We start from the raw sequence: 23879 nt of genomic DNA on the forward strand, positions 1-23879 counted from the left end.
GGTGCGCAGTCCGTTTGAGATCGGCCTGTTCCCGGCCACGGCGCGGGGGCGGCCCGCGCGCGGGACGCACAAGGCCGGGTGCGCAAGCGCACACCCGGCCCGGCGTCATGAAAGGGAATGCGGCGGCCCAGGCGGGTCAGACGGCCCAGGCGGCCCAGGCGGGCCAGGCGGGCCAGGCGGCCTAAATCGTCAGGGCGTCGGCCGCCCCGAGGCTGCCAGCCCCCTCGGCGGCCCATCCGCCTTCCTCGGCGGCGGGCACGCCCGAAGCCGCAAGGATGGGGCCCACCATCTTGGTCAGCACGCCCTTGGGACCGGCCTCCACCCAGCGGCGCACGCCGTCGTTCCACTGGTTGGTCACGGTGGATATCCACTGCACGGACGAAGTCATCTGTTTGGTCATGGCCTCGTGCAGCGATTCGCCGTCGGTGACGGCCCGGCCGGTGACGTTGCAGTACACGGCAAAGCGCGGGCGCGCCCAGGTGGCCGAGCGCATGGCCCTGGCCAGTTCCTTCGCGGCCTCGTCCATGAGCGGGCTGTGAAAGGCCCCGCTGACGGGCAGCACGAGGGCGCGGCCCTTGCGCTCCTTGACCCTGGCGGCGGCGTCGGCGATGGCGTCGCGGGTGCCGGACAGCACCAGTTGTCCCGGCGTGTTGTAGTTGGCGATGCGGATCATCTGGCCGGTGGCCTCGGCGGCCTCGCGCACCACGTCCTCCACGTCGGCCAGCGCCAGCTTGAGCACGGCGGCCATGGCCCCCTTGCCGTCGGGGTCGGCCTCGGCCATCAGCTGGCCGCGCAGGGACACCAGTTCCAGGGTGCGGTCCACCGAAAGCGCGCCGGAAGCGGCGGCGGCGGCGTACTCGCCAAGGCTGTGCCCGGCGGCGCAGGCCGGGGCAACGCGCCCGGCAAGGCGCAGCCACAGGGAAAGATTGACCACGGTCAGCGCGGGCTGAAGGTTGCGGGTGTCGGCCATGGCCTTGTCGTCGCCGCCGTCCCAGTAAATTTCGCGCAGGGGCAGGCCGCTTGCGCGTTCGGCCTTCTTCCACAGGTCCATGGCCTCGGGCATGGCGTCGGCCACGTCACGGCCCATGCCGGGTTCCTGCGAGCCCTGGCCGGGGAACAGTATGGCGAGGTCGGTACGGTTCATTCGGTGTCGCTCCAGAATGTGGGATTTCGCCGGGTGTGTCCCGGTCGATGGATGTGCGGTATCGTGTGTCGGGCGCACGCGGGGCCGTCCCCCTCAGGACGGGTGCGCCAGCTTTGCCGCGCGCGGCGCGTCGCCCGTTCGCTGCATAGTCAAACACGCGCGCCGATGCAAGTGGTGCTGTCGTTTGCGGCCGCGCGGGGCCGTGCCGCAAGGGACGGGAGGGCGCATCGCCGCGCGCGCATCCGCTGGCGGGCCGGTGCTTGCCACCGCCCGCCGGGGCGGCTACAAGGCCGCCAGTTCCCGTGTCCGGCCCGTGCGGACCGGACCCTTTTCCAGGAGATGCCCATGCCCCCCGCTGAAGTCCATGTATCCACGAAGGAACTGGCCCGGCTGTGCGCCGAGGCCGGTTTTGGCCCGGAATCCGTGCCCGATGCCGCGCTGGCCGCGCTGGCGGGCTATCTGGAACTGCTGATGAAGTGGAACCGGGTCATGAACCTGGTGGGCACGCGCACCTGGCAGGCCACCTTCCGCACCCTGATCGTGGACAGCCTGCATCTGGCGCGCTTTCTGCGCACGCTGCCCCTGCCGGAAGCGCCGGAAACGTGGGACCTGGGGGCGGGAGCGGGGCTGCCGGGCATTCCCTTGCGCGCGGTGTGGCAGGCGGGCGCCTATCATCTGGTGGACGCCCGCGAAAAGCGCACCCTGTTCCTGTCCAACGTGCTGGCCCGCCATCCCCTGCCGGGCACCGTGGTGTTCCGGGGCAGGGTGGAGGAATTCATGCCCACCCGCCCCAAGGCGCACTGCGTGGTGAGCCGGGCCTTTCTGCCGTGGCCCGAAGTGCTGGAACTGGTTCGGGGCCACGTGGCCCCGGACGGCCTGGTGGTGTTTCTGGCCAATGAAGGCCCGCCCGCGCAACTGTCCCCCAGCTGGCGGGTGGCGGCACGGGCGGAATACACGGTGCAGGCCCCGCCGGCCCACGGCACGGGGGGCACGGGCGGCACGGGCGGCAAGGCGGTGGGCAGGGGAAGCGTGGAACCCGAATCCACGGTGCGCCACCTGTGGGCGCTGGCCCAGGCGTGACGCGGAACCTGCGGGGGCGTTCCGGCGCGGTGGCTGGACCGACCCGTGGCGGGGTTATTTTTCGGGCGGGGTGCCCATCAGCGCGCCAAGCTGCGATTTGCGGAAGATGAGCTTGGTGGCGGCGGCGTCGGCCTTGTCCGCCACGTCCATGAGGCGTTCGAGGAATTCGAGGATTTCGTGCCGGCGTTCCTCGGGCGAATATTCGAATTCGTCCTCCAGGCGTTCCGACGTAAGGTATTCCTCAAGTTCGTCGAGATACTTCATGTTCAGCATGGCGGCGTCTCCATGGGCCGGAGGGGGCGTCCCTGCCGGAGCGGTGTGGTGGCGGCGTCCCGCGCTGGGCGGGCCGGTTCGCCGCACGGGGCGGCGCTGGTGTCCGGTTCGCGGAAGGCTCTACCCCATTTCGCGCCGCAGGTGAAGCGGCGACTCGCCCCCGCTGCGCGTGCGGCTTCGCATTGTCCCGGCAGCGCCCCGGCGCGGCCGTCCGGCCCGCCCCGCGCGGAAAGGCGTCATGGCCCAACCGTTCCCGCACGTCCCGCCAGCGCGTTCCGGCCCCGCTGGCGATGCGCCGCCGTTTCGCGTATATCCCCCCTGCGCGGCCCGTGGGCCGCAGCCCTTTTTCACGGCAGGAAGCCATGAGCGTGCACGCGTCCGAAACATCCCCCATAGCCGCCTCTTGCGGTGCCCCCCAGAACACCGAAGGCAGCGGCGAATCCGCCTCCCCGCGGGACGGCCGCCGACTCCTTGCCGCTGTGCTGCGCAGCGTCGCAGCCTGGCTGTGTTCGCCGGGCGGGCGCGCCGTGCTGCTGGCCCTGCTGGCCTTCGGCGTGGCCTTCGCCATGCGCATGCTGGAATACCCGGCCTGGCAGACCCCGGAATACCAACTGGACGGTGAATACCTGCTGGCCACCCACGACGCCTACCACTGGACGGCGGGGGCCGACGGCTTCGAATTCGGCACTGGGCACCCCATGTCCGAACTGGTGCGCTACGTGGCCCTGCTTACCGGGGCCACGTCCGGGGCGGTGGGCTTCTGGCTGCCGCCGGTCATGGGCAGCCTGCTGGCGGTGGCGGTGTTCGCCTGGGCGGCGGCGCTGGGCGGCATGGAGGCCGGGCTGTGCGCCGGGGTGCTGGCCTCGCTCGCGCCGGGCTTTCTGGCCCGCACCCTGCTTGGCTACTGCGACACCGACCTCGTGACCCTGCTGTTCGCCCTGGTGTCCGGGCTGGGACCGGGGCTGTGGCTGGCCCCCCGCCTGCACACCCTGCCGGAACTGGCCGTGGCGCTGTACCGGCGGCTGCGGCGCGGCCGCCCGCTTTCCGCATCAGCCCCGCCGGAGACTCCTGATGTGACGGGCGCGGCCGACGATCCCCTGTCCCCCCGCTGGATGGTGGTGCTGCTGTGCAGCGGCCTGCTGGGCTGGTGGTCGCAGGAATGGCATTCCATGTTTCCGTATCTGGTGCGCTACTACGCGCTGCTGGTGCCGGGGCTGGTGGTGGTGTTCGGCATGCGCGGCCGCCGGGCCGACCTGCTGGTGGGCGGGCTGCTGTACGCCCTGCCCGCGCTGGGCGGCTGGCCGGGCTTCGCCGGGGCGGCGCTGCTGGCCGTGGGGCTGCGCGGGCCATGGCCTTTCCTGCGCGCGCTGGCCGAGCGGCGGGTGGTGCACGGGCTGCTGTGGCTGGTGGTGCTGTGGCTGGTGGCCGACGCCGAGGTGTTCCAGACCATGCTGCGCTCGGCCCAGAGCTACGTCAAGCGGGCGGGCGATGCCGTGGCCCAGCCCGACGGCGACGTGCTGGTCTACCCCTCGGTGGCCCAGAGCATCATCGAGGTTCAGGACCTTTCGCTGGCAGAGGTGCTGGCCTACTTCCATCCGTGGATGCCCGCCGCGCTGGCCGGGCTGGCCGGGTTCGGCGTGGCGCTCGTCGCGCGTCCGGCGGCGCTGTTCCACCTGCCGCTGGCGGTGCTGGCCTTTTTGTCCATCAAGCTGGGCGGGCGCATGGTGATGTTCGGCGCGCCGGTGATGGCGCTGGGCATCTGCATGCCGGTGCACTGGCTGGCGGGCCTTGTGCTGCGCGACAACTTCTACCGCACCGCCGGACGGCTGCTGGTTTCCGCCGTGCTGCTCACGGTGCTGGGCGCGCCGTACCTGGAAGTGATTCCGGCCATGACCCAGGGGCCCATCCTGAACAAGCGGCACGCGGCGGCCCTGAAGTTTCTGCGCACCAACACCCCGGAAGATTCCATGATCTGGAACTGGTGGGACTGGGGCTATGCCACCCACCATTTCGCGCACCGCTCGACCATCGCCGACGGCGCGAGCCACGGCGGGCCTTCGCTGTTCGTGCCCGCCGCCGTGTACGCCTCGGACAATCCGCGCTTCGCCCGGCAGCTCATCAAGTACGCGGCCAGCAAGGGCAACATTCCCGGCAACGTCTTCGAGGGCATGAACAACCACGACGCCGACGACCTGATGCGCAAGCTGGCGGCCCGAAAGGAACCGCTGGTGGCCGCGCAGGGCAGGCAGTACCTTGTGGTCAGCTTTGACATGCTGCGACTGGGCTTCTGGATAACCACCTATGGCCGTTGGGACTTCCTGGCCAGGGAAGGGCGCGGCTACCAGATCGCCTCCATCAGCAAGCCGTTGCAGTTCAGCATGGAGAACGGCGTGGTGCTGGTGCAGAACATGGACCCGGTGTACGCCGAATCCATCGACGTGCTGGACGATACCGGTCTGAACCGCCAGATGTATTTCCGCTTCAACGGGCGGCACTTCCTCTTCAACCGCACCACGGGCGACAAACTGGTCATCGACGACGACATGTACAACACGCTGATGGTGCAACTGCTGCTGTCGTCACCGGAAGACCCGCGTTTCACGCCGTACTTCAAGCTGGTGTTCGACAACGTGCATACGCGCGTCTACGAAGTGCTATGACCCGCACCCACCCGCCAACGTGTTCTATTCTTATGATGGGGCGCGCTGGCCGCTAGCGTGTGGGTGCCGGAGTTGCGGCGAAAGCACCCTTCGCGGCTAATGGTGGTAGGGTGAACCGCGCAGTATGCAATCCGCGCGGTACAGCTGTTCCAGCAGCACAACGCGGGCCATCTCGTGGGGAAAGGTCATGGGGCCAAGCGACACGCGCAGGGCGGCCCGCTTGAGCACCTCGCCGTCCAGGCCGTAGGCCCCTCCGATGACGAAGCAGGGCGCGGCCGTGGCGTTTTCCGTCAGTCGGGCGAGCAGGGCGGCGAACTCTGGCGATGTGTGGGCCTTGCCCCGCTCGTCCATGCACACCACGATGTCGGAGGGGCCAAGGGCGGCCAGCAGGCGCGCGCCCTCGTCGGCGTTGCGTTTGGCGGGCGGCAGGGCGGCGTCGCCGTCGCGGACCAGGGTTTCGGTGACGCGCCAGGTGTGGCGCAATCGTTCCAGATAGTGCGCGGCGGCCTGCTGCCAGAACGGCGTCTTCAGCTTGCCCACCGCCAGAAGGCGCAGTGACTTCACGAAACCTCCGGGTGCGTGTGTTTCCGGCCAAGGTCTATCCCGGAGCGGGACGGGCGGCAAGCCGTTGCCGCGCGGGCGGCGCGCTGCCCGGCGATATCGTGTTCCCTTTGCAACATCACGTCCAACAACGGATTCGGGTATGCTGAATATGGAGGCCGCGGCCGCGCTGCTGCGCGCGGGACGGGTGGTGGTGTTCCCCACCGAGACCTTTTTCGGGGTGGGGTGCCTGGCCACCCATGCCGCTGCCGTGGACGAGGTGTACCGGGTGAAGCGCCGCGCCCACCGGCTGGCCCTGCCTGTCATCGTGGGGCACGTGGATCAGTTGGCGCAGGTGGCGGCCCGCATTTGCCCGGTGGCGGAAGATCTGGCCCGGCGGTTCTGGCCGGGGCCGCTGTCCGTGCTGCTGCCCGCCGCGCCCGGCGTGCCCGTGCCGCTTACCGGCGGCACAGGGCGGGTGGCCGTGCGTCTGACCCCGCACCCCGTGGCCCGCGAACTGTGCCTGCTGGCCGGTGGTCCGCTGGTGGCCAGCAGCGCCAACATCAGCGGCCGCCCGGCCGTGACCCGTGCCGCAGAGCTTGACCCGGAACTGACCGCCGAGGTGGCCGGGGTGCTGGACCTTCCGCCCGCCCCACCCGGCGGGTTGCCCTCTACCCTGGTGGAGGTGCTGGAAGGGGATGGGGACGATGAGGGCTCGCCGCGCCTGCGGGTGCTGCGGGCCGGGGCCGTGACGGTGCAGGCGCTGCGCGATGCCGGGTACGCGGTAGCGTGAGCGATTGGGGGTATTCCCTACCTGTGGTACAAAAAATTGCAGGCGGCGCGGGGCACGGGGGCGCGGCGGGACAAAAAAGTTGAACTGATTGGCTGAACGGTTCAGCGGGTCGCCCGGCTGTGGGGTGAAGGTGAAATGTCTTGTACTTCGCTGGGATGTCAATGTTTTTTTCATTCTGAACGGGCGCGAATGCCTGCATTCTAGTACTGGCACGCCGTTTGCTATACCCAGATTACCTTCTTTTCTTTGCAGAGAGCCGGTCCTACAGGGGTGTGGGGCCGGTTTTTCTTTTGTGGTTCGCTTGCCGCCGCCTGCCGTGCCTCTGGCGGCCCCGTTCGCGTGAGGCCGCGCGGGTACGCCTGCGTGCACGCTGACGGGCGTGTGTTCAGGCGCTGCGTTCCAGCAGATCCCATATCGCTTCCAGCACGGCGTCCACCTCGATGCCCGCCATGCAGGGGGCCGCGCCAAGCGCGGCATCCACGCCGCCGCAGCCAAGGCTGCGCAAGGTGGCGGAGCAGGGCGCGCAGGCAAGCGGGCTGGCCAGCGCCACGGCCCCGTGCGGCCTCCACGCGGCGGCGGGCGCGGGACCGAACAAGGCCAGCACCGGCGTGCCGTGCAGCGCGGCAAGGTGCAGCGGGCCGGAATCGTTGCCCACGATCAGCCGCGCGCGGCGCAGTAGTTGCGCCAGTTCGTCGTGGTCGGCGGGGGTGATCACGGCCGCTTTCAGGTCGGGGGGCAGCAGTGCGGTGCGGTCCAGCCCGCGCTCCAGTTCCGCCGGGCCCAGCACGTACAACGGATTGTACCCGGCTCGCGCCAGCGCGTCCGCCACGGCGGCGAATCGTCGGGGCGGCCACTGCTTGGCCCGGTGCCCAGCGCCGGGCACCAGCACCACGGTGCGCGAAGCCGCGCCCTCCCAGCCGCCGAAGAGGCGTCGCCATGCGGCGGGCCAATCCGCGTCCCAACGGGGAGGCCAGGGAAGGCTGGCCGGGGCCGCGCGTTCAAGGTAACCCCGCAGCGCGTTGGTGACGTGCTGCCCGTGGCAGGATTCCCGCGCTGTGGCGTCCTGCCTGTCCGTGTCCTGCCCCCCTGTCAGGCAGGGCAGGGGAACGATGCGCGGGTGCGGGGCCGCCGCAACCCGGTCGAGGCAGAACCACGCCACCGTTGCCCCAGCCAAGGGTTGCGGCCACTCCGTGGCGTTGTGTGCACCATCTTCGCCGCAACCTTCACGCCCGCAGCCGTACAATTCTTCCAGCGCCCGGCGCATGGCCGGGGGGCAGGGCGCGTACCCCAGCGGGGCCAGCCAGGGCAGGCGCTCGGCGCTGCCCGCGAACAGCAGGCGCGGGGTGTCGTCCTGGCTGGCCTCGGCCCGTTCGGGGGGCACGGCCGCACCGGACCCGGCCGTGCTGGATTCGCCCGCTGCCATGCCTCGCGCCAGGGCCAGCAGGGCGGGCCACGCGCACAGGAAGTCGCCCAGCGCGCCGTTGTGCACGGCTATCAACTTGTCACTTTTCATCTCTGCGCGTACTCTGTGAAAGTGGTGTCGTATCCTCGCCGCCTACCGGGACAGTGCGTTCCGGTCCGCGGGGGCGGGGCGACGACCCGGCGACGGCCGGGACATCCCCCGCAACCCCATTCCGGAACCGGCAAGAACGGATTCGCCCGCCATGGAACATCGCGTCCCCTGCCCGCACTGCGGCGGCCCGGTGGTCATGTACCGCAACCCGGCGCCCACCGTCGACATCCTCATCCACGAGCCGGGGCGAGGCATCGTGCTCATCCGGCGGCGCAACGAGCCGCCCGGCTGGGCGTTGCCCGGCGGGTTCATCGACTACGGCGAATCGGCCGAGGCGGCGGCGCTGCGCGAGGCCCGCGAGGAAACCGGGCTGAACGTGGAACTCACCGGGCTTGTGGGGGTGTATTCCGAACCGGGGCGCGACCCGCGCCACCACACCCTCAGCGTGGTCTATGCCGCGCGGGTGCGGGGCGGGGCCGCAGCCATACCGGCGGCGGGGCCGGTGGCCGGAGACGACGCGGCGGACGCGCGGTTCTTTGCGCCGGACGACCTGCCGCACCCCATGGCCTTCGACCATGCAACGATCATCGCCGACTGGCTGCGCGGCCGGGCCGTCTGCCCGGAGCGCGTGGGGGAAGGGAATTGAGGGCGGCGCACCACGGGGCTTTCAGGGCGTGAACGGTTGCTGCCGGGCCGCCTCGCGGCGCAGGCATTTTCGGGACGCACGCGCCTGACGGCGCGCAACGCATCGCGCGGCCATGCCGCGCGCGCAAGGGGAGGAACGCGCGATCATGCGACGTGAGGTCGTTTTCGTCACCTCGGAAATGTATCCCTTCTCCAAAAGCGGGGGCCTTGGCGACGTGCTGGGCGCGCAGCCTCTGGCCCTGCACCGCATGGGCGTGCCCACGTCGGTGATCACGCCGTTCTATGGCCGCCTGCGCACGGCGGACTACGGCATCCACCTGACCATTTCCGACTGCCACGTGGGCTACCCGTGGGGGCCCATCACCTGTGAGGTGTACGAGGCCGACTACCACGGCATGAAGGTGTACTTCGTGCACCGTGGGGAATACTTTGACCGCCGCTATTACTATAACGACCACAAGGGCGACTATTTCGACAACTGCGAGCGGTTCATCTTCTTCTGCCGCGCCGCCCTGTCGCTGCTGCGCCGCCTGGGCACGCCGCCCGCCGTGCTGCACGCCAACGACTGGCAGACCGCGCTGGTGCCCGCCTACCTGCACTTCTGGCGGCAGACGGACCCGTTCTGGGCCGACACCCGCAGTGTCATGACCATCCACAACCTGGCCTTTCAGGGGCGGTTCGCCTCGCGCCTGTTCACGGGCTGCGGGCTGCCGCCGCAGGCATGGGCCATGGACGGGGTGGAATTCTGGGGCGACTTCAACCTGCTGAAGGCGGGCATCGCCTACGCCGACATGGTCACCACGGTCAGCCCCAGCTACGCGCGCGAAATACTGGGCCCGGCCTACGGCAGCGGGCTCGACGGCATCCTGCGCGCCCGCCAGCGCTCGCTGCACGGCATTCTCAACGGGGCGGACTACGGCATCTGGAACCCGGCGCAGGACAAGTTTCTGCCGTGCCGCTACGGTCCGGACGACCCGCAGGGCTTTGCGGGCAAGCAGCGCTGCAAGACGGCCCTTCTGGATGAACTGGGCCTTGATCCGGCACTGGCCCACCGGCCGGTGCTGGGCTTCATCGGGCGGCTGCGCGGGCAGAAGGGCATAGACCTGCTGCTGGACATCGTGCCCCGGCTCATGGAGCACAACGTGGGCGTGATCATCCTGGGCGAGGGCAACCTTGCGCACGAGGCCCGCGCGCTGGACCTGATGGAAACCTACCGGGGCAGGCTGTGCGCCATCGTGGGCTACACGGAAGATCTCGCCCACCGCATCCAGGCGGGCAGCGACATCTTTCTCATGCCTTCGCGCTACGAGCCCTGCGGCCTGACCCAGATGTACGCCCTGCGCTACGGCACCCCGCCCGTGGCCACGGCCGTGGGGGGGCTGCGCGACACCATCGTGCCGTGGCCGTCGCCCGAATCCACGGGCTTCACCTTCGGGCGGCCCGAGCCGCAACTGTTCCTGGAGGCCATTCTCGACGCCGTGCACTACTGGGAGCACGACAGCGAGGGCTGGCGCGCCATGATGACCCGTGCCATGCGCCAGGACTTTTCGTGGGAGCGGGCCGGGCGCAGCTACGTCAACCTGTACCGGCAACTGGGCTTCGACTTTTCCTGATTTCGGCCTGCCGCTGCCGCAAACCGCCCGTCTCCTTCCGAACCGGTTGACTCCAAGCCACTGGACGCACACGCCATGCAGCTTACCCACCCCGCCTTCATCGAGCCCTTCGACCTGTACATGTTCGGCAAGGGCGAACACTGGGACCTCTACCGGGTACTCGGGGCGCACCCCATGGCGCAGGACGGCGCGGAAGGTTACCGGGTGGCCGTGTGGGCCCCTTCCGCCCGCGAGGTGCACCTGGTGGGCGACTTCAACGACTGGCGCTGGGGCGAGTACCCGCTCTATCCCGTGGGCGTTTCCGGCGTGTGGGCGGCCTTCGTGCCCGGCATGCGCAAGGGCGCGCTGTACAAGTTCGGTATCCGCACCGGTGACGGCGACAACGGCGGCGGGCGCATCGTCTACAAGACCGACCCCTTCGCCCTGTATGCCGAAATGCGCCCCGGCGTGGCCGCCGTGGCCTGGGACATCGACAACCACCAGTGGGCCGACGGCGACTGGATGCAGCGCCGTGCCGAGGCGGGGCCGCCGCTCCGGCAGGCCGTGTCCATCTACGAGGTGCACGCGGGCTCGTGGCAGCGCAAGACCGACGGCTCGGGCGTGGGCGGCCATCCCTTTCTGTCGTGGGACGAACTGGGCGACGGGCTGATCCCGCACGTGCAGAACCTGGGCTTCACCCACATCGAACTGCTGCCCGTGGCGGAACACCCGCTGGACCAGTCGTGGGGCTACCAGACCGGGCACTATTATGCGCCCACCTCGCGCCACGGAACGCCGGAAGACTTCAAGCGCTTCGTGGACCGCTGCCATCAGGCGGGCATAGGGGTCATTCTCGATTGGGTGCCCGCGCACTTTCCCAAGGACGATTGGAGCCTTGGCCGCTTCGACGGCACGGCCCTGTTCGAGCACCTGGACCCGCGCCGGGGCGAGCACCCGGACTGGGGCACCTTCATCTTCAACTACGGCCGGCACGAGGTACGCAACTTTCTGCTGGCCAACGCCCTGTACTGGCTGCGCGAATTCCACATCGACGGCCTGCGCATGGACGCCGTGGCCTCCATGCTCTACCTCGACTATTCGCGCGAGGACGGCGACTGGCTGCCCAACGAGCACGGCGGGCGCGAGAACCTGGATGCCGTGGAATTCCTGCGCCAGCTGAACGTGGTGGTGCACGGGCAGTTCCCCGGGGCCATGACCATCGCGGAAGAATCCACGGCCTGGGCGGGGGTGTCGCGCCCGGTGTATACCGGCGGGCTTGGCTTCACCTTCAAGTGGAACATGGGCTGGATGCACGACACGCTGGACTACTTCCGGCACGAGCCGGTGCACCGCGCCTACCACCACAACGCGCTCACCTTTTCGCTGCTGTACGCCTTCACCGAGAATTTCGTGCTGCCGCTCTCGCACGATGAAGTCGTGCACGGCAAGGGCGCGCTGCTGTCCAAGATGCCCGGCGATGCGTGGCAGCAACAGGCCAGCCTGCGTGCGCTGTATGCCTACATGTGGGCGCATCCGGGAAAGAAGCTGCTGTTCATGGGCGGCGAGTTCGGCCAGTGGAACGAATGGGACGAAAGCAGGGCCCTGGATTGGTGCCTGTACCAGTTCCCCGCGCACGGCGGCATCCACGCCCTGCTGCGCGACCTGAACGGAATCCTGCGGCGCGAACCCGCCCTGCACGCGCACGACCATGACTGGACCGGCTTTCGCTGGATGGACTTTTCCGACTGGGGCGGCTCGGTGATCAGCTTCGTGCGGCAGTGTGACGGCGCCCCGCCCGTGCTGTGGGTGTTCAATTTCACCCCCGTGGTGCGCCAGTACTACCGGGTGCCCGCGCCCAGGGGCGGCACGTGGCGCGAGGTGCTGAACACCGACAGCGAGTATTACGGCGGCTCCAACGTGGGCAACGGCGGCGAATTGCAGGCCCGCACCGACGAGTGGAGCGGGGGGCACCATCTTGTGCTTACCCTGCCGCCGCTGGCGGGGGTGGCGTTGATGCCGGGGTAGTTCGAACGCAGCGTCGGAGGCGTAGCGACAGACTGCTGGCAAATCCAGATTCTTGCGGGGGAGGGACCCTTTTGACGCGCTGCGGTCGCCATCTGTAAGCCTCACGCTTCGCGTTCGGCTACATCTGCCGCAAAAGGGTCTCCTCCCCCGCACCCCCGCTTTGCTGTCTTTATCCGTAATGCTCGAAGACTCGCATAACGGCTAAAGCTCCCCCAAAAACTTTCATTTGTGTTTCCTGCGTATTACGAGAATACAGAATGTGGGGTTCCAAGGGGCGGCAGCCGCTCTGCGATCGCCATCCGTAAGGCTCGCAAGCTCGTCTAACGGCTGCCGTCCTTGGCCACCGGAGGCTCACAAGAACAGATTTTGTCAACAACCTGAGCGATTCGTGTAGTGCACAAAGGGGCCACTTCGTCCCTGAATATCCGCGCGTCCTGTCTTCCTTCCCCGTTCTTTCCCCCTGCCTTTCCGCTTCACCTTCGGGCCGCAATTGCGTAGATTCCGCCCGCCCGCGCACAATGCGCGGGCGCATTCCGGAACCGCAGAGACACACATGACCGAACCGAGAATCATCGTGCACGGCGGCGCGTGGACCATCCCCGCCGACCGGCGGAAGGCCCACATCGACGGTTGCCGCGCCGCGGTGGACGCCGTGTGGGGCGAACTGCAACGCGGCATGCCCGCGCTGGAGGCCGTGCGCCTGGCCGTCAACGTGTTGGAGGCCGACCCCACCTATGACGCGGGGCGCGGAGCCGTGCTGAACGCCGACGGCCAGATCGAGTTGGACGCCGCCATCATGGACGGAGCCACACTGAACTTCGGGGCCGTGGCGGCGGTGCGCAGCTTTCTGCACCCCGTGGACATCGCCCGCAAGGTCATGGACACGGAATTCTGCTTCCTGGTGGGCGAAGGGGCGGAACGCTTCGCCCGCGAGTCGGGCATTGCCGCCATCGACCCCGCCGAACTGGTGGTGGAGCGTGAAGTGCGCCTGTTCAACGAACTGCGCGCCCGCGCGGGCTTTTCCACCCACGACGCCTTCCGGCCCCAGGCCGTGACGGCGGACGGCACTGCGTGCAACTGCCCGGTGGGGCCGGAACCGGCCATGCCCAAGGGCACCGTGGGCGCGGTGGCGCTGGACGCGGCGGGCAACATCGCCGCCGCCACCTCCACCGGCGGCACCCCCATGAAGCGGCCGGGCCGGGTGGGCGATTCGCCCCTGTGCGGCGCGGGCACTTACGCGGACAACGAAACCGGCGGGGCATCGGCCACCGGTTTCGGCGAAGGCATCATCCGGGTGCTGATGACCCGCTCCGCCTGCGATTTCCTGCGCGATGGGGGTGCATCCCCCGATGAGGCCGCCCGCAAGGCCATCGACCTGCTGCACCGCCGCGTGTCCGGCCACGCCGGGCTGATCATGCTGGACCGGCAGGGGCGCTACGGCGTGCACTGCAACACCGAACACATCGCCCATGCCTATGCCCTGCCGGGCGGCGGCATCCACGCGGACGTGGACGTGCGGCGCTGACGGCGCAATGCAAAAGCGAAACTGCATGCGGGCGGCGGCGGACTTTGGTCCGTCGCCGCCTTTCGCGTGCAGCCGCCAAGCCTGCCAACCCCCGCCAGGCCCGCCGTCCGGGCAGGGGGCGCGTCCATACGCATATGGACAGCCCGCGCGATTGCGCATAGCCTGTGCGGCATGCGTGCGGAACCGTTGCTGATAACCCTTGGCGACGCCAACGGCCTCGGGCCGGAGCTGGCCTGCCGCCTGCTGTCCGGTCCACAGGCCGCCCCTCTACCCGCTCATTTGATGGGCAGGGCGCTGCTGCTGCTGGGGGCGGAAGCCTCCTTGCGGGCGCATCTTTCCTTTGCCGGGGGCACTCCCTTCTGGACCCGGGTGGACGACCCGGCGCGGGCGCTGGCGGCTGACGCAGCCCCCGGCGTGTACCTGTACGAGCCGCCGGGGCTTGCCGACATCCGCGTGCAGGTGGGCCAGGCCACCCCGGACGGCGGCAGGGCGGCGGGCGTGGCCCTTGCCACGGCCTGCGACCTGCTGCTGGCCCCTGCGCCTGCTGGTGCTCGGTTCCCTCGTGCTCTCGTCACCCTGCCGCTGCACAAGGCCATGCTGCATGCGGCTGGCTACGACGTGCCCGGCCACACCGAGTATCTTGCCCGGCGCGCGGGCCTTGGCGACGACGAGGTGTGCATGCACCTTGGCGGCGACGTGCTGCGCGTCAGCCTGGTGACCACCCACCCGCCGCTGCGCGAGGTGCCCGGCCTGATCACCCGGCAGCGGGTGCTGCACTGCCTGCGCCTGACGGCGGCCCATGCGCGGGCCATCGGCGCCGATGGCCCGGTGGCGGTGTGCGGGCTGAACCCCCACGCCGGGGAATCGGGCCGCATCGGCCGCGAGGAGATCGAGGTCATCGCCCCGGCCGTGGCCGACGCCGTGGCCGAGGGGTTTCAGGTCATCGGGCCGCTGCCCGCCGACACGCTGTTCGTCAAGGCGGCGCGCGGGGCCTATGCCGCCGTGCTGGCCATGTACCACGACCAGGGGCTGGCCCCCCTGAAGATGCTGCATTTCTCCGACGCCGTGAACGTGACCCTGGGGTTGCCCTTCGTGCGCACCTCGGTGGACCACGGCACGGGCTTCGACATCGCCGGAACCGGCGCGGCGGATCTCGGCAGCTTTGCCGCCGCGCTGCGCCTTGCCTGCACCCTCTGCGACGGGAAGGACTGAGCCATGTACCTGGGAATCGACGTCGGCGGCACGCATACCGATGCCGTGGTCATGGATGGCCGCACCATAGCGGCCAGCGCCAAGGTGCCCACGAACCACCACGACCTGCTGGCCTCGGTGCGCGCGGCCATGCAGGGCCTGTTGCGGGTGGTGGAACCGGGCCGCATCACCCGCATGAACCTCAGCACCACCCTGTCCACCAACGCCATCGTGGAAGGCAAGACCGAGGACGTGGCGGTGGTGGTGTCCGCCGGGCCGGGCATCGACCCGGAGCACTTCCGCGTGGGGCGGTTCTACTTTCCCGTGGGCGGGTCCATCGACCACCGGGGCGAAGAGATTGCTCCCCTCGACCCGGCGGAGATGGGCCGGGTGGCCACCGCCTGCTGCGATGCGGGTGTGCGCTTGTTCGCGGCGGTGGGCAAGTTTTCCACCCGCAACCCCGCGCACGAGACGGCCATGGGCGAGGCCCTGGGCGCACGCGGCGGCGGCAGCCCCGCACGCTGCGGCTGCGGCGACTTCGTCTCGCTGGGGCACCGCCTGTCGGGCCAGCTGAACTTTCCGCGCCGGGTGGCCACGGCCTACTACAATTCGGCCGTGTGGCGGGTGTACAACCGCTTTGCCGACGCCATAGAGCAGTCGGCCCGCGAATTCGGCATCACCGCACCCATCCACATCCTGAAGGCCGACGGCGGCACCATGCCGCTGGCCGTTTCGCGCGAGCTGCCGGTGGAATCCATTCTGTCCGGCCCGGCGGCCAGCGTCATGGGCATCATCGCCCTGTGCGACATCCGCGAGGACTGCGTGATCCTGGACATCGGCGGCACCACCACGGACATCGCCGTGTTCGCCTGCGGGTCGCCGGTCATCGAGAAGGACGGCATAGAGGTGGGCAGCTATCCCACACTGGTGCGCGCGCTGAAGACGCGCTCCATCGGGGTGGGCGGCGATTCTCGCCTGCACGTGGCCGCCGGGGCGGTGCGCGTGGGGCCGGAGCGGGCCGGGGCCAGCATGGCCATGGGCGGCAGACGGCCCACGCTCATCGACGCGCTGAATTTTCGGGGCCACGCCGCCGTGGGCGACGTGGCGGCCTCGGCCCGGGGCATCCGCGAAATGGCCGGGCTGTGGGACCTGTACCCGGAACGGCTGGCCGACGACGCCATTGCCGAGGCCGTGGCGCGCATCCGCGCCGCCGTCGCCGACCTGGTGGACGAGGTCAACGCCCGTCCGGTGTACACCATCATGGAACTGTTGCAGGGCAGGGTGGTGGAGCCAGCCGCCGTGTACCTGATGGGCGGCCCGGCGAAGGTCATGCAGCCGCTGTTGGCCCCGGCGCTGGGCAAGCGGGTGGAGGTGCCCGACGACTTCGCCGTGGCCAACGCCATTGGCGCGGCGCTCACCCGCACCACGGCGGAACTGGAACTGTTCGCGGACACCGAAAAGGGCGTGCTGTTCATCCCCACCCTGGGCGTGGAGCGCAAGACCGAACGGGGCTACGACCTGGAACGGGCCAGGGCGGAAGCGCGCGACGCCCTGCTGGAGCATCTGGCGGGCCTTGGCGTTACCGGCGGCGAAGCGGCGGTGGAGGTGGTGGAGGCCTCGTCGTTCAACATGGTGGGCGACTACGGCACCGTGGGCCGCAACATCCGCGTGAAGTGCCAGGTGCGGCCCGGCATCATGGGGGATGACGGCGGCCGGAACGTGTGCGGGTGCAAACCCTGCCCCGATGGCGGTGACGGCGCGTGAAAAAGGATGTTTGCCGGGGCGCGGGGCGGATGGAGTTCGTCCGGCGCGCCTGCCTGCCGTTGCTTGTCGCTGTCTTCGCGCTGGCCTGCACCGTGCTGCCGGGCGGCGGAGGGATGCCCCACGGCCTTGCTGGCGTGTTGCGTGCGCCAGCGGCCCTGGCCGCATCGGCCAACGCCACGGTGGCTACGCCCAAGGCACCGACGGCTCCCGCGGTTGCCGCGCCCGTGGTGGCCGCGCCCAAAAGCCCGGCAGTGCCCGGCGTCACCAGTCCCACGGTGCCCAAAGGGGCGGCGGCCGCAACCCCCGAGGGGGCCAAGGCGCAGACCGCCACCCGCGCGGGAACGCCAGCGGGCGCGTCTTCCCCCTCGCTTTCCGCCATGATCGGCCAGATGCTCATGGTGGGGTTTCGCGGCGCGCAGCCGCAGGCCGTGGCCCCTTCCGCAAGCGACATGCTGGGCATGGGCGCGCTGCTGCACCAGGGCCGCGCCAAACACAACGCCACCACGGCCGATGCCGCCAGGGCAGGTGCCGCCGGGACCCCCGCAACCGGGGCCAGCTACGGCGTCAACGAGGTGCTGTTCGATATCCGAGCCGGGCGCGTGGGCGGGGTTATCCTGTTCGACCGCGACGTGACCACCGGCAGCCCGGAGCGCAACGTCATCTCCCCCAAGCAGGTGCGCGCGCTGTCCGCAGCCTTGCAGGCGGCTGCCGGGGCATCCCCCGCCGGGCTGCCGCTGTTCGTGGCCGTGGACCAGGAAGGCGGCCGGGTGCAGCGGCTGAAGCCGGAACGCGGCTTCACCCAGTACCCCCCGGCACGCCAACTGGGGCAGGGCACGACGGGTGAAACCCGGCTGCGCGCCGTGGCCATGGGGCGCGAACTGGCCGACGTGGGCGTGAACCTGAACTTCGCGCCGGTGGTGGACGTGGACGTGAACCCGGACAGCCCGGCCATCGGCAGGCTGGGTCGGTCCTACGGGCGCGACCCGCGCGCGGTGGCGGCACACGCGGCGGCGTTCATCAACGGCATGGCCCATGCGGGCGTGGTTTCGTGCCTCAAGCACTTTCCCGGGCACGGCAGCGCCCGCGCCGATTCGCACCTGGGCGTCACCGACGTTTCCGCCACTCGCAGGCCCGAGGAACTGTGGCCCTACCGCACGTTGCTGCGCCCGACGGGCAACGCCTGGGCCGACGGCTGGGGCGGCATGGTCATGGTGGGCCACCTGTACGACAACCGGTTGGATGCGGCGCACCCGGCCACCCTGTCGCGCGCGACCATCGACGGCCTGCTGCGCCGCGACATGGGCTGGCGGGGCGTGGTCATCACCGACGACCTGCAGATGGGGGCCATCACCGAGCGCTACCCGCTGGAAGAGGTGGTGTTTCGCGCCGTGGACGCCGGGGCGGACATCCTGCTGTTCGGCAACAACCTGCGCTGGCAGCCGGACCTGGCGGCGCGGGTGCATGCGACGCTGACCGGCCTCGTGCAGTCGGGGCGCATTTCCGAAGAGCGCATCCGCCAGTCATACCAGCGCATCGCCCGGCTGAAGGGGCTGCTGCGCGCGGGCGATGCCCCGTTGGGCGGCAGCGGCCTTGGCGTGCCCGTGCTGCCGGATGCCGGGGACGATGCCGAACAAGGTCGGGTGGGCATCGGCGTGGGCACCACCACCGCGCCGTAGCTGCTGTTGGGCGTTGTCGGCTGTTCGGTGCGCCGGAACGCGTGTGCCATCCGGTCTTTTCTTCCCCCTCCATCGCGGGTAGGGTGCGCCCCGTTCCGGCACGTCCCGCTTCCGGCTTCCGGCCGCACGGCGCAACCCCTCTTTCATGGTGCCACCGCATGCATATCGTCCTGTATCATCCCGAAATTCCTCCCAACACGGGCAACGTGGCGCGGCTGTGCGCGGCCACGCGCACCGCGCTGCACCTCATCGAGCCGCTGGGCTTCAGCCTGGACGACCGCTACCTGAAGCGGGCCGGGCTGGATTACTGGCCGCACGTGGACCTTTCCGTGTGGCCGGACTGGCAGACCTATCTTGACGGGCCGGGGCGCGAGCGCCGCCTGGTCATGACCAGCGCCCGCGCGGGCGCTGCCGTGCACCGCTTCGACTTCACGGACCGGGACGCCCTTGTCTTCGGGCCGGAGACCACCGGCCTGCCCGCCGAGGTGCTGGACGCCACGCCCCACCACGTGCGCATCCCCATCTGGGGCGAGGTGCGCAGCCTGAACCTGTCCACGGCCACGGGCATCGTGCTGTACCAGGCGCTGGCCCACACCGGGGCGCTGGAAGGGCGCTGATGGATTCCCTGTGGGGCGCGTGGGGGGCATGGGGCCTGCTGGCCGTGCCGCCGCTGGCCGTGGCCCTGGACCTGTGGCTGGGCGACCCGCGCGGGCTGCCGCACCCGGTGTGCGGGGTGGGCCGGGTGTTGCGCCCGGCGGAGGCATTTGCCCGTCGCCATGCCAATGGTCTGCCGGAAGGGGAACGCCCCGCCGCGTTGCGCCGGGCGGGCGTTCTTGCCGTCGTGGCCGTGGCGGGGGGAACCGCGCTGGCCGTGTGGGGGCTGGTCAGCCTTCCCTGGCTGGGCGCGCTGGCGGCCGTCTACTTCGCGTGGGCCGGGCTGGCCCTGGGCAGCCTGTTGCGCGAGGGACGGCGCACCCTGCACGCCATCGAACACGGGACGCCGGCCGAGGCCTGCGCGGCGGTGTCCATGTTGGTCAGCCGCGACACGGCCGCGCTGGACCGGCCGGACCTGCGCCGCGCGCTGGCGGAAACGCTGGCCGAGAATTTCAACGACGGGTTCGTGGCCCCGCTGTTCTGGCTGCTGGCGGGCGGCCCCGCCGCGCTGTGGGGCTACAAGGCGGCGAGCACCATGGATTCCATGTGGGGCTACCGCACGGACCTATGGCGCGACCTTGGTCGGGCCTGCGCCCGGCTGGACGACGTGCTGGCGTGGCTGCCCGCGCGGCTGTCCGCGCTGTTCCTGTGGCTGTCGGCCCCGATGGTTCTGACGGGCGGCGGGCGCGGCGGCTGGCAGGGCTTCGGCCCCATGGCCCGCGATGCGCGCAGCATGGAATCGCCCAACGCGGGCTGGCCCATGAGCGCCGCCGCGTGGCTGCATGGCGCGCCCATGGGCGGGCCTACTCCCTATTTCGGGGTGGTGAAGCACAAGCCGGTGCTGGGGCCGCGTTCCTGCCCCGGTTCCTGCGCCTGCGGGCACGCGGAACCCGCTGGTGGCGCACCTTCCGTCCCAGCGTCTGGCCCCGCGTTCGATCCCGCATGGGACGCCGACCGGCTGGAAGGGCTGCTGCGCCACCTGCGCGTGGCCGGGCTGGTGGCGGCGGGCTGCCTGTGGGGAGCGGCGCTGCTGCTGCGTTTGCTGGCATAGCGGACAGGCGCACCGCAAGGCAGCGGGCGAAAGAATACCGACCGGAAATGCAAAGGGAGGCGCTTCGCAAAGCTCCTCCCTTCCTTTTGGCCTCGTGCCGAAGTACCGGGCGTTTACGCTCCCCCCGGCAGATCCGTTGCGGTCAGCGCAGTTGGCTGTCCTTGCTGCCCTTGCGATTGTACAGCGAAACCACCCGGCTGTCGCGGTCGGCCTCCTGCTGGCAGGTCACGCACAGGCGCACGCCGGGCAAGGCCTTGCGCCGGGCTTCCGGAATGGGGTCGCCGCATTCCTCGCAGAAGTCCAGGCCCGGCCCCTTGGGCAGGCTGTCCCGCGCCCGCTGCACTTCGTCGGCGATGGAATCGCGTATCTGATCGTTGACGGCGCTGTCGCCCGCCCATCCGGTGGCCATGTTCGTCTCCCCGCGCGGCGTACTGCCCGCGCACGGATAGTCTGTAATGCCTTCGTCCGCACTTGCAAGGGCAGGGGGGCGCTGGACGGCAAAGGGAAGCGCACGGGTCCGCAAGAGGGGCAGGGGCCGCGCACGGGGTGGGCAGACCGTCACCTACGGCGCGTCGTCGCCCACGTCGTCGGCGCGCTCGGGATCGGGGGTCACCAGCACGCGGTCGATGCGGCGGCCGTCCATGTCCACGATCTCGAAGCGGTGGCCGCGCCAGCGCAGGGCGTCGCCCATGGCGGGCATGCGCCCCAGCCGGTGCAGCATGAATCCGGCCAGGGTCTCGTACGAGCCGGGCCGGTCGCCTCGCCCGCCCCGTCCGTCCGTCCCGTCCGATTCGTCGGGCACGCCCAGCCCCGCCAGCGAGCACATCTCGTCGAAGGGCAGCAGCCCGTCCAGCAGCCAGCTGCCGTCCTCGCGGCGCACGGCCGCCGGGTCGGGGTCGCCGCTTTCGTCGGGCAGTTCGCCCACCACGGCTTCCAGCACGTCGTTGGGGGTGACCACCCCCTGCACCTCGCCGTATTCGTCCACCACCAGGGCGAAGGGCAGCCCTTCGGAATGGCGGAACAGGTCCAGCAGGGTCAGGGCGCGAGCCGTTTCGGGGATGTACAGCGGCTGCCGGATGAACCCGTCCATGGGAATGTCCGGGGTTGCCAGCCGCGCGGCCAGGAAGTCGCGCGCCTTCAGCACACCGGTGGCGGCGGCGATGTCGCCCCGCGCCACGGGAAAGCAGGAATGGGACGACTGCGCGATGCGCAGCATGTTTTCCTCGTCGGGCATGTCCAGGTCCAGCCATTCCACCTGCGAGCGGTGGGTCATCAGCGACCCCGCCCGCCGGTCGCCCAGCCGGAAGATGCGTTCCAGCATGTCGCGCTCGGCGTGTTCCACCACGCCCGACGCCGCGCCCTCGCCGATGAGCCCCCGGATGTCTTCTTCCGTCACGGCCCGGTCGCCGCCCTCGGGCAGGCGCAGCAGGCGCGAGGCCGCGCGCGACGACGCGCTCAGCAACTGCACCAGCGGCATGGACACGCGCAGCAGCAGGGCCATGAACGGGGCGGTGCGGCGGGCGCATGCCTCGGGGTTGCCGAAGGCCATGCGCTTGGGCACCAGTTCGCCCAGCACCAGCGTGAGATAGGTGATGGCCAGGATCACCAGGCCGAAGGCCAGCGGGCCGCTGTAGGGGCGCAGCACGTCCACGCGGGACAGCGCGTCCGCCAGGTGCTCCGAAAGCGACGCCCCACCATAGGCCCCGGTAAGGATGCCCACCAGGGTGATGCCGATCTGCACGGTGGAGAACAGCCGGTCCGGCTCGCGCAAAAGCCGCAGGGCCGTGGCCGAACGCTTGTCGCCGCGTTCCGCGTCCTGGCGCAGGCGCACCTTGCGCGAGGCCACCAGCGACATTTCCGCCAGCGAGAAGAACCCGTTGATCAGGATGAGCAGGACGATGACGCCTGCCTCGAAATAGATGGAGCCGGATGTGCCTGTGTCGTCCATGAGCGTGTGGGGGGTGCGAGGGCGCGTTGCTCCAAGTGGGCCAGCCGGGCCGGTCTGGCCGGTCTGGTCAGTCGGGCCGGGCGCGGGTGGTGGCCGCCGGAAGGGCCTGTGGAATGGGGGCGCGGGTCCGTCCGGTCTGCATCATCGGACCGCGCACGTGTCATTCCGTGATGTTAGGACGCGCGCGGCCCGCAGGCAAGGGCGCGGGGGAAAATTCGTGGAAATGCCATGGAATGGGCAGGAAGGAACGTTGAAAGGTCAGGGGCTGTTTCAAAATTCTGAGTTAGAAACAGCCCCTACGCCACCTCTCCGGCTGCCTTGCCGCTGGCCCAGGCCCAGTGCAGGTTGTAGCCGCCAAGCTGCCCGGTGACGTCCAGCACCTCTCCGGTAAAGAACAGGCCGGGCCGCAACGCGCTTTCCATGCTGCGCGAGGAAATGTGCTCCACGCTCACGCCGCCTGCTGCGGCCTCCGCCTTGCGCATGCCTTCGGTGCCTGCGGGCACGGCGGCATGGGCGTGCACGGCCGCGTGCAGGGCGGCGCGGGCGGCCTTGGACAGTTCCGCTATCTTGCGGTTTTCGATCTCCGGCGGCAGCAGCCGCTCCGCCAGTCGGTCGGGCAGCAGGCGGCCCAGCAGGGTGCGGGCCAGCAGCTTGCCGTGTTCCGGCGCGCGCAGCAGTTCTTCAAGGTTCTGGCCGGGCAGGAAGTCGATTTCCACCGGCGCGCCGGGATGCCAGTAGCAGGATGCCTGCAACGTGGCCGGGCCGCTGATGCCCCGATGAGTGAACAGCAGGGGCAGGGTGAACGCTGCCCCCCCCGTGGCCACGCGGGCGGGCAGGGCGATGCCCGCAAGGCCGTGCAAGGGCCACTGCGGGTCCATGACCAGCGGCACCAGCACCGGGCGCGGGGGCGTCACCTTGTGCCCGAACTGCCGGGCGATGCGATGGCCTATGTCGGTGGCCCCGATTTGCGGCCAGGCCTGGCTGCCCGTGGCCACCACCAGCGATGCGGCGCGCAGACGGGTGGCCTTGCCGGAGGCGACAGTTGAGCCTCTTGGCGTACCCCCTTGCGTGGTGTCGTCTCCATCGGCGGCAGCGGCCTGCGCGGGGGCCATGGTCACCACGAAGGCGTCCCCGTCGTGCTCCACGTCCTCGATGCGCTGACCCAGCAGAAAGCGGCAGCCCGCCTTGCGGCAGCGCGCTTCCAGCATGTCGGCCACGTCGTCGGCAGAACGCAGGCAGAACAACTGGCCGTGCTCGCGCTCTTCCCAGGCGATGTCCTGTTCAGAGACCAGGCTCACCATGTCCCACGGGGAGAAACGGGCCAGGGCCGACTTGGGAAAATGGGGGTTGCCGCCCACGTAGTGCCTGGCGTGCATTTCCAGGTTGGTGAAGTTGCACTTGCCGCCCCCGGCGACGCGCACCTTGCGCCCGGTGGCGCGGGCATGGTCCACCAGCGCCACGCGGCGGCCGCGCGCGGCGGCGGTCATGGCGCAGAACAGGCCGGAGGCCCCGGCCCCCAGTATGATCACGTCGGTGGCGATTACGTCGGTAGCGGTGCTGGTCACGTGGTGTACGGTATGCCGGGGGTGCCCGGCGCTGCCAGAAGGTTGGGGATGGCGCGGGATGCGCCCGTGGCGGCACTCCTACCCGAGGGCGGGCCGCTTGTCACCCCGCGTGCGGGTGGGGCGGCATGGCGGGTGCGCAACCGCCCATCGACAGCCCTGGCCGGGTGCCGTATGGTCGCCCCGCCGCGATTCCACGTTCATCCGCGCCCGGAATACTCCGCCTGAAAACGCCCCGGAATG

General features: G+C 70.2%; 19 protein-coding genes. 12 read left to right on the forward strand and 7 right to left on the reverse strand.

The window, feature by feature from the left end; genetic code table 11:
• Positions 1-181: 181 nt before the first annotated feature.
• Positions 182-1144, reverse strand: coding sequence for an ACP S-malonyltransferase (locus RVX_RS06230; protein WP_116305167.1), 963 nt, complete (start codon positions 1142-1144; stop codon positions 182-184).
• Positions 1145-1489: 345 nt separating this feature from the next.
• Here RVX_RS06230 and RVX_RS06235 point away from each other — a divergent pair, with 345 nt between their 5' ends.
• Positions 1490-2224 (forward strand): 16S rRNA (guanine(527)-N(7))-methyltransferase RsmG, encoded by a 735-nt coding sequence (locus RVX_RS06235; RefSeq protein ID WP_116305168.1) that lies wholly within the window; start codon positions 1490-1492, stop codon positions 2222-2224.
• 54 nt (positions 2225-2278) lie between these two features.
• On the opposite strand, the gene RVX_RS06240 is transcribed toward RVX_RS06235, so the two are convergent.
• Positions 2279-2497 carry a hypothetical protein gene (locus RVX_RS06240; RefSeq protein ID WP_116305169.1) on the reverse strand — a complete coding sequence of 73 codons (219 nt, stop codon included), beginning with the start codon at positions 2495-2497 and terminating at the stop codon, positions 2279-2281.
• A 362-nt stretch (positions 2498-2859) separates the two neighbouring features.
• On the opposite strand from RVX_RS06240, the gene RVX_RS06245 reads away from it, so the two are divergent.
• The gene (locus tag RVX_RS06245) at positions 2860-5157 is read left to right on the forward strand and encodes an STT3 domain-containing protein (RefSeq protein WP_230404435.1); all 2298 of its coding nucleotides are present in this window, start codon (positions 2860-2862) and stop codon (positions 5155-5157) included.
• 96 nt (positions 5158-5253) lie between these two features.
• Here the strand turns inward: RVX_RS06245 and RVX_RS06250 are convergent, their stop codons facing one another.
• A complete protein-coding gene (locus RVX_RS06250) occupies positions 5254-5721 on the reverse strand; it encodes a 23S rRNA (pseudouridine(1915)-N(3))-methyltransferase RlmH (protein ID WP_007522683.1) in 468 nt (155 codons plus the stop codon).
• A 139-nt stretch (positions 5722-5860) separates the two neighbouring features.
• Here RVX_RS06250 and RVX_RS06255 point away from each other — a divergent pair, with 139 nt between their 5' ends.
• Positions 5861-6490 (forward strand): L-threonylcarbamoyladenylate synthase, encoded by a 630-nt coding sequence (locus tag RVX_RS06255; RefSeq protein ID WP_116305171.1) that lies wholly within the window; start codon positions 5861-5863, stop codon positions 6488-6490.
• A 385-nt stretch (positions 6491-6875) separates the two neighbouring features.
• Here the strand turns inward: RVX_RS06255 and RVX_RS06260 are convergent, their stop codons facing one another.
• Entirely contained in the window at positions 6876-8003 is a 1128-nt protein-coding gene (locus RVX_RS06260) for a glycosyltransferase family 9 protein (protein ID WP_172596533.1), read from the reverse strand.
• A gap of 151 nt (positions 8004-8154) precedes the next feature.
• Between RVX_RS06260 and RVX_RS06265 the strand changes: the two genes are divergently transcribed.
• The 9 genes from RVX_RS06265 (at position 8155) to RVX_RS06305 (ending at position 20126) form a co-directional block, all read left to right on the forward strand.
• Positions 8155-8649, forward strand: a complete 495-nt coding sequence (locus RVX_RS06265) for an NUDIX domain-containing protein (RefSeq protein ID WP_172596534.1) — start codon at positions 8155-8157, stop codon at positions 8647-8649.
• A gap of 145 nt (positions 8650-8794) precedes the next feature.
• Positions 8795-10261, forward strand: coding sequence for a glycogen synthase GlgA (gene glgA / locus RVX_RS06270; protein WP_116306412.1), 1467 nt, complete (start codon positions 8795-8797; stop codon positions 10259-10261).
• Positions 10262-10336: 75 nt separating this feature from the next.
• Positions 10337-12265 carry a 1,4-alpha-glucan branching protein GlgB gene (gene glgB / locus RVX_RS06275; RefSeq protein ID WP_116305172.1) on the forward strand — a complete coding sequence of 643 codons (1929 nt, stop codon included), beginning with the start codon at positions 10337-10339 and terminating at the stop codon, positions 12263-12265.
• Positions 12266-12818: 553 nt separating this feature from the next.
• Positions 12819-13790, forward strand: coding sequence for an isoaspartyl peptidase/L-asparaginase family protein (locus RVX_RS06280; RefSeq protein ID WP_116305173.1), 972 nt, complete (start codon positions 12819-12821; stop codon positions 13788-13790).
• 171 nt (positions 13791-13961) lie between these two features.
• The gene (pdxA, locus tag RVX_RS06285) at positions 13962-15002 is read left to right on the forward strand and encodes a 4-hydroxythreonine-4-phosphate dehydrogenase PdxA (RefSeq protein WP_116305174.1); all 1041 of its coding nucleotides are present in this window, start codon (positions 13962-13964) and stop codon (positions 15000-15002) included.
• A 3-nt stretch (positions 15003-15005) separates the two neighbouring features.
• Positions 15006-16745: a hydantoinase/oxoprolinase family protein gene (locus RVX_RS06290; RefSeq protein ID WP_116305175.1), complete on the forward strand. Its 1740-nt coding sequence runs from the start codon at positions 15006-15008 to the stop codon at positions 16743-16745.
• Positions 16742-18421 (forward strand): glycoside hydrolase family 3 protein, encoded by a 1680-nt coding sequence (locus tag RVX_RS06295; RefSeq protein ID WP_116305176.1) that lies wholly within the window; start codon positions 16742-16744, stop codon positions 18419-18421. The genes RVX_RS06290 and RVX_RS06295 overlap by 4 nt, the downstream gene beginning before the upstream one ends.
• Positions 18422-18579: 158 nt before the next feature.
• Positions 18580-19038, forward strand: a complete 459-nt coding sequence (locus RVX_RS06300; RefSeq protein WP_116305177.1) for a tRNA (cytidine(34)-2'-O)-methyltransferase — start codon at positions 18580-18582, stop codon at positions 19036-19038.
• Complete coding sequence (locus RVX_RS06305) at positions 19038-20126, forward strand: CobD/CbiB family cobalamin biosynthesis protein (RefSeq protein ID WP_116305178.1); 1089 nt, start codon at positions 19038-19040, stop codon at positions 20124-20126. Before RVX_RS06300 ends, RVX_RS06305 begins: the two co-directional genes overlap by 1 nt.
• A 142-nt stretch (positions 20127-20268) precedes the next feature.
• On the opposite strand, the gene RVX_RS06310 is transcribed toward RVX_RS06305, so the two are convergent.
• From RVX_RS06310 to RVX_RS06320, 3 genes are all read right to left on the reverse strand, one after another.
• Positions 20269-20535 (reverse strand): DksA/TraR family C4-type zinc finger protein, encoded by a 267-nt coding sequence (locus RVX_RS06310; RefSeq protein ID WP_116305179.1) that lies wholly within the window; start codon positions 20533-20535, stop codon positions 20269-20271.
• 153 nt (positions 20536-20688) lie between these two features.
• On the reverse strand, positions 20689-22074 hold the full coding sequence (locus RVX_RS06315; RefSeq protein WP_116305180.1) for a hemolysin family protein: 1386 nt from the start codon (positions 22072-22074) through the stop codon (positions 20689-20691).
• A gap of 296 nt (positions 22075-22370) precedes the next feature.
• On the reverse strand, positions 22371-23639 hold the full coding sequence (locus RVX_RS06320; RefSeq protein ID WP_116305181.1) for an NAD(P)/FAD-dependent oxidoreductase: 1269 nt from the start codon (positions 23637-23639) through the stop codon (positions 22371-22373).
• Positions 23640-23879 lie beyond the last annotated feature (240 nt).

It is taken from the genome of Nitratidesulfovibrio sp. HK-II (genome assembly GCF_003402415.2).
Taxonomy (GTDB): Bacteria; Desulfobacterota; Desulfovibrionia; order Desulfovibrionales; family Desulfovibrionaceae; genus Cupidesulfovibrio.

What these genes read in the sequence shown, in the direction of transcription:
- RVX_RS06240 (WP_116305169.1), bottom strand. Translation starts at nt 2,497, where the DNA reads ATGCTGAACATGAAGTATCTCGACGAACTTGAGGAATACCTTACGTCG.
- RVX_RS06310 (WP_116305179.1), bottom strand. Translation starts at nt 20,535, where the DNA reads ATGGCCACCGGATGGGCGGGCGACAGCGCCGTCAACGATCAGATACGC.
- RVX_RS06255 (WP_116305171.1), top strand. Translation starts at nt 5,861, where the DNA reads ATGCTGAATATGGAGGCCGCGGCCGCGCTGCTGCGCGCGGGACGGGTG.
- RVX_RS06245 (WP_230404435.1), top strand. Translation starts at nt 2,860, where the DNA reads ATGAGCGTGCACGCGTCCGAAACATCCCCCATAGCCGCCTCTTGCGGT.
- RVX_RS06305 (WP_116305178.1), top strand. Translation starts at nt 19,038, where the DNA reads ATGGATTCCCTGTGGGGCGCGTGGGGGGCATGGGGCCTGCTGGCCGTG.
- RVX_RS06280 (WP_116305173.1), top strand. Translation starts at nt 12,819, where the DNA reads ATGACCGAACCGAGAATCATCGTGCACGGCGGCGCGTGGACCATCCCC.
- RVX_RS06230 (WP_116305167.1), bottom strand. Translation starts at nt 1,144, where the DNA reads ATGAACCGTACCGACCTCGCCATACTGTTCCCCGGCCAGGGCTCGCAG.
- RVX_RS06260 (WP_172596533.1), bottom strand. Translation starts at nt 8,003, where the DNA reads ATGAAAAGTGACAAGTTGATAGCCGTGCACAACGGCGCGCTGGGCGAC.
- glgB (WP_116305172.1), top strand. Translation starts at nt 10,337, where the DNA reads ATGCAGCTTACCCACCCCGCCTTCATCGAGCCCTTCGACCTGTACATG.
- RVX_RS06300 (WP_116305177.1), top strand. Translation starts at nt 18,580, where the DNA reads ATGCATATCGTCCTGTATCATCCCGAAATTCCTCCCAACACGGGCAAC.
- glgA (WP_116306412.1), top strand. Translation starts at nt 8,795, where the DNA reads ATGCGACGTGAGGTCGTTTTCGTCACCTCGGAAATGTATCCCTTCTCC.
- RVX_RS06265 (WP_172596534.1), top strand. Translation starts at nt 8,155, where the DNA reads ATGGAACATCGCGTCCCCTGCCCGCACTGCGGCGGCCCGGTGGTCATG.
- RVX_RS06290 (WP_116305175.1), top strand. Translation starts at nt 15,006, where the DNA reads ATGTACCTGGGAATCGACGTCGGCGGCACGCATACCGATGCCGTGGTC.
- pdxA (WP_116305174.1), top strand. Translation starts at nt 13,962, where the DNA reads ATGCGTGCGGAACCGTTGCTGATAACCCTTGGCGACGCCAACGGCCTC.
- RVX_RS06315 (WP_116305180.1), bottom strand. Translation starts at nt 22,074, where the DNA reads ATGGACGACACAGGCACATCCGGCTCCATCTATTTCGAGGCAGGCGTC.
- RVX_RS06235 (WP_116305168.1), top strand. Translation starts at nt 1,490, where the DNA reads ATGCCCCCCGCTGAAGTCCATGTATCCACGAAGGAACTGGCCCGGCTG.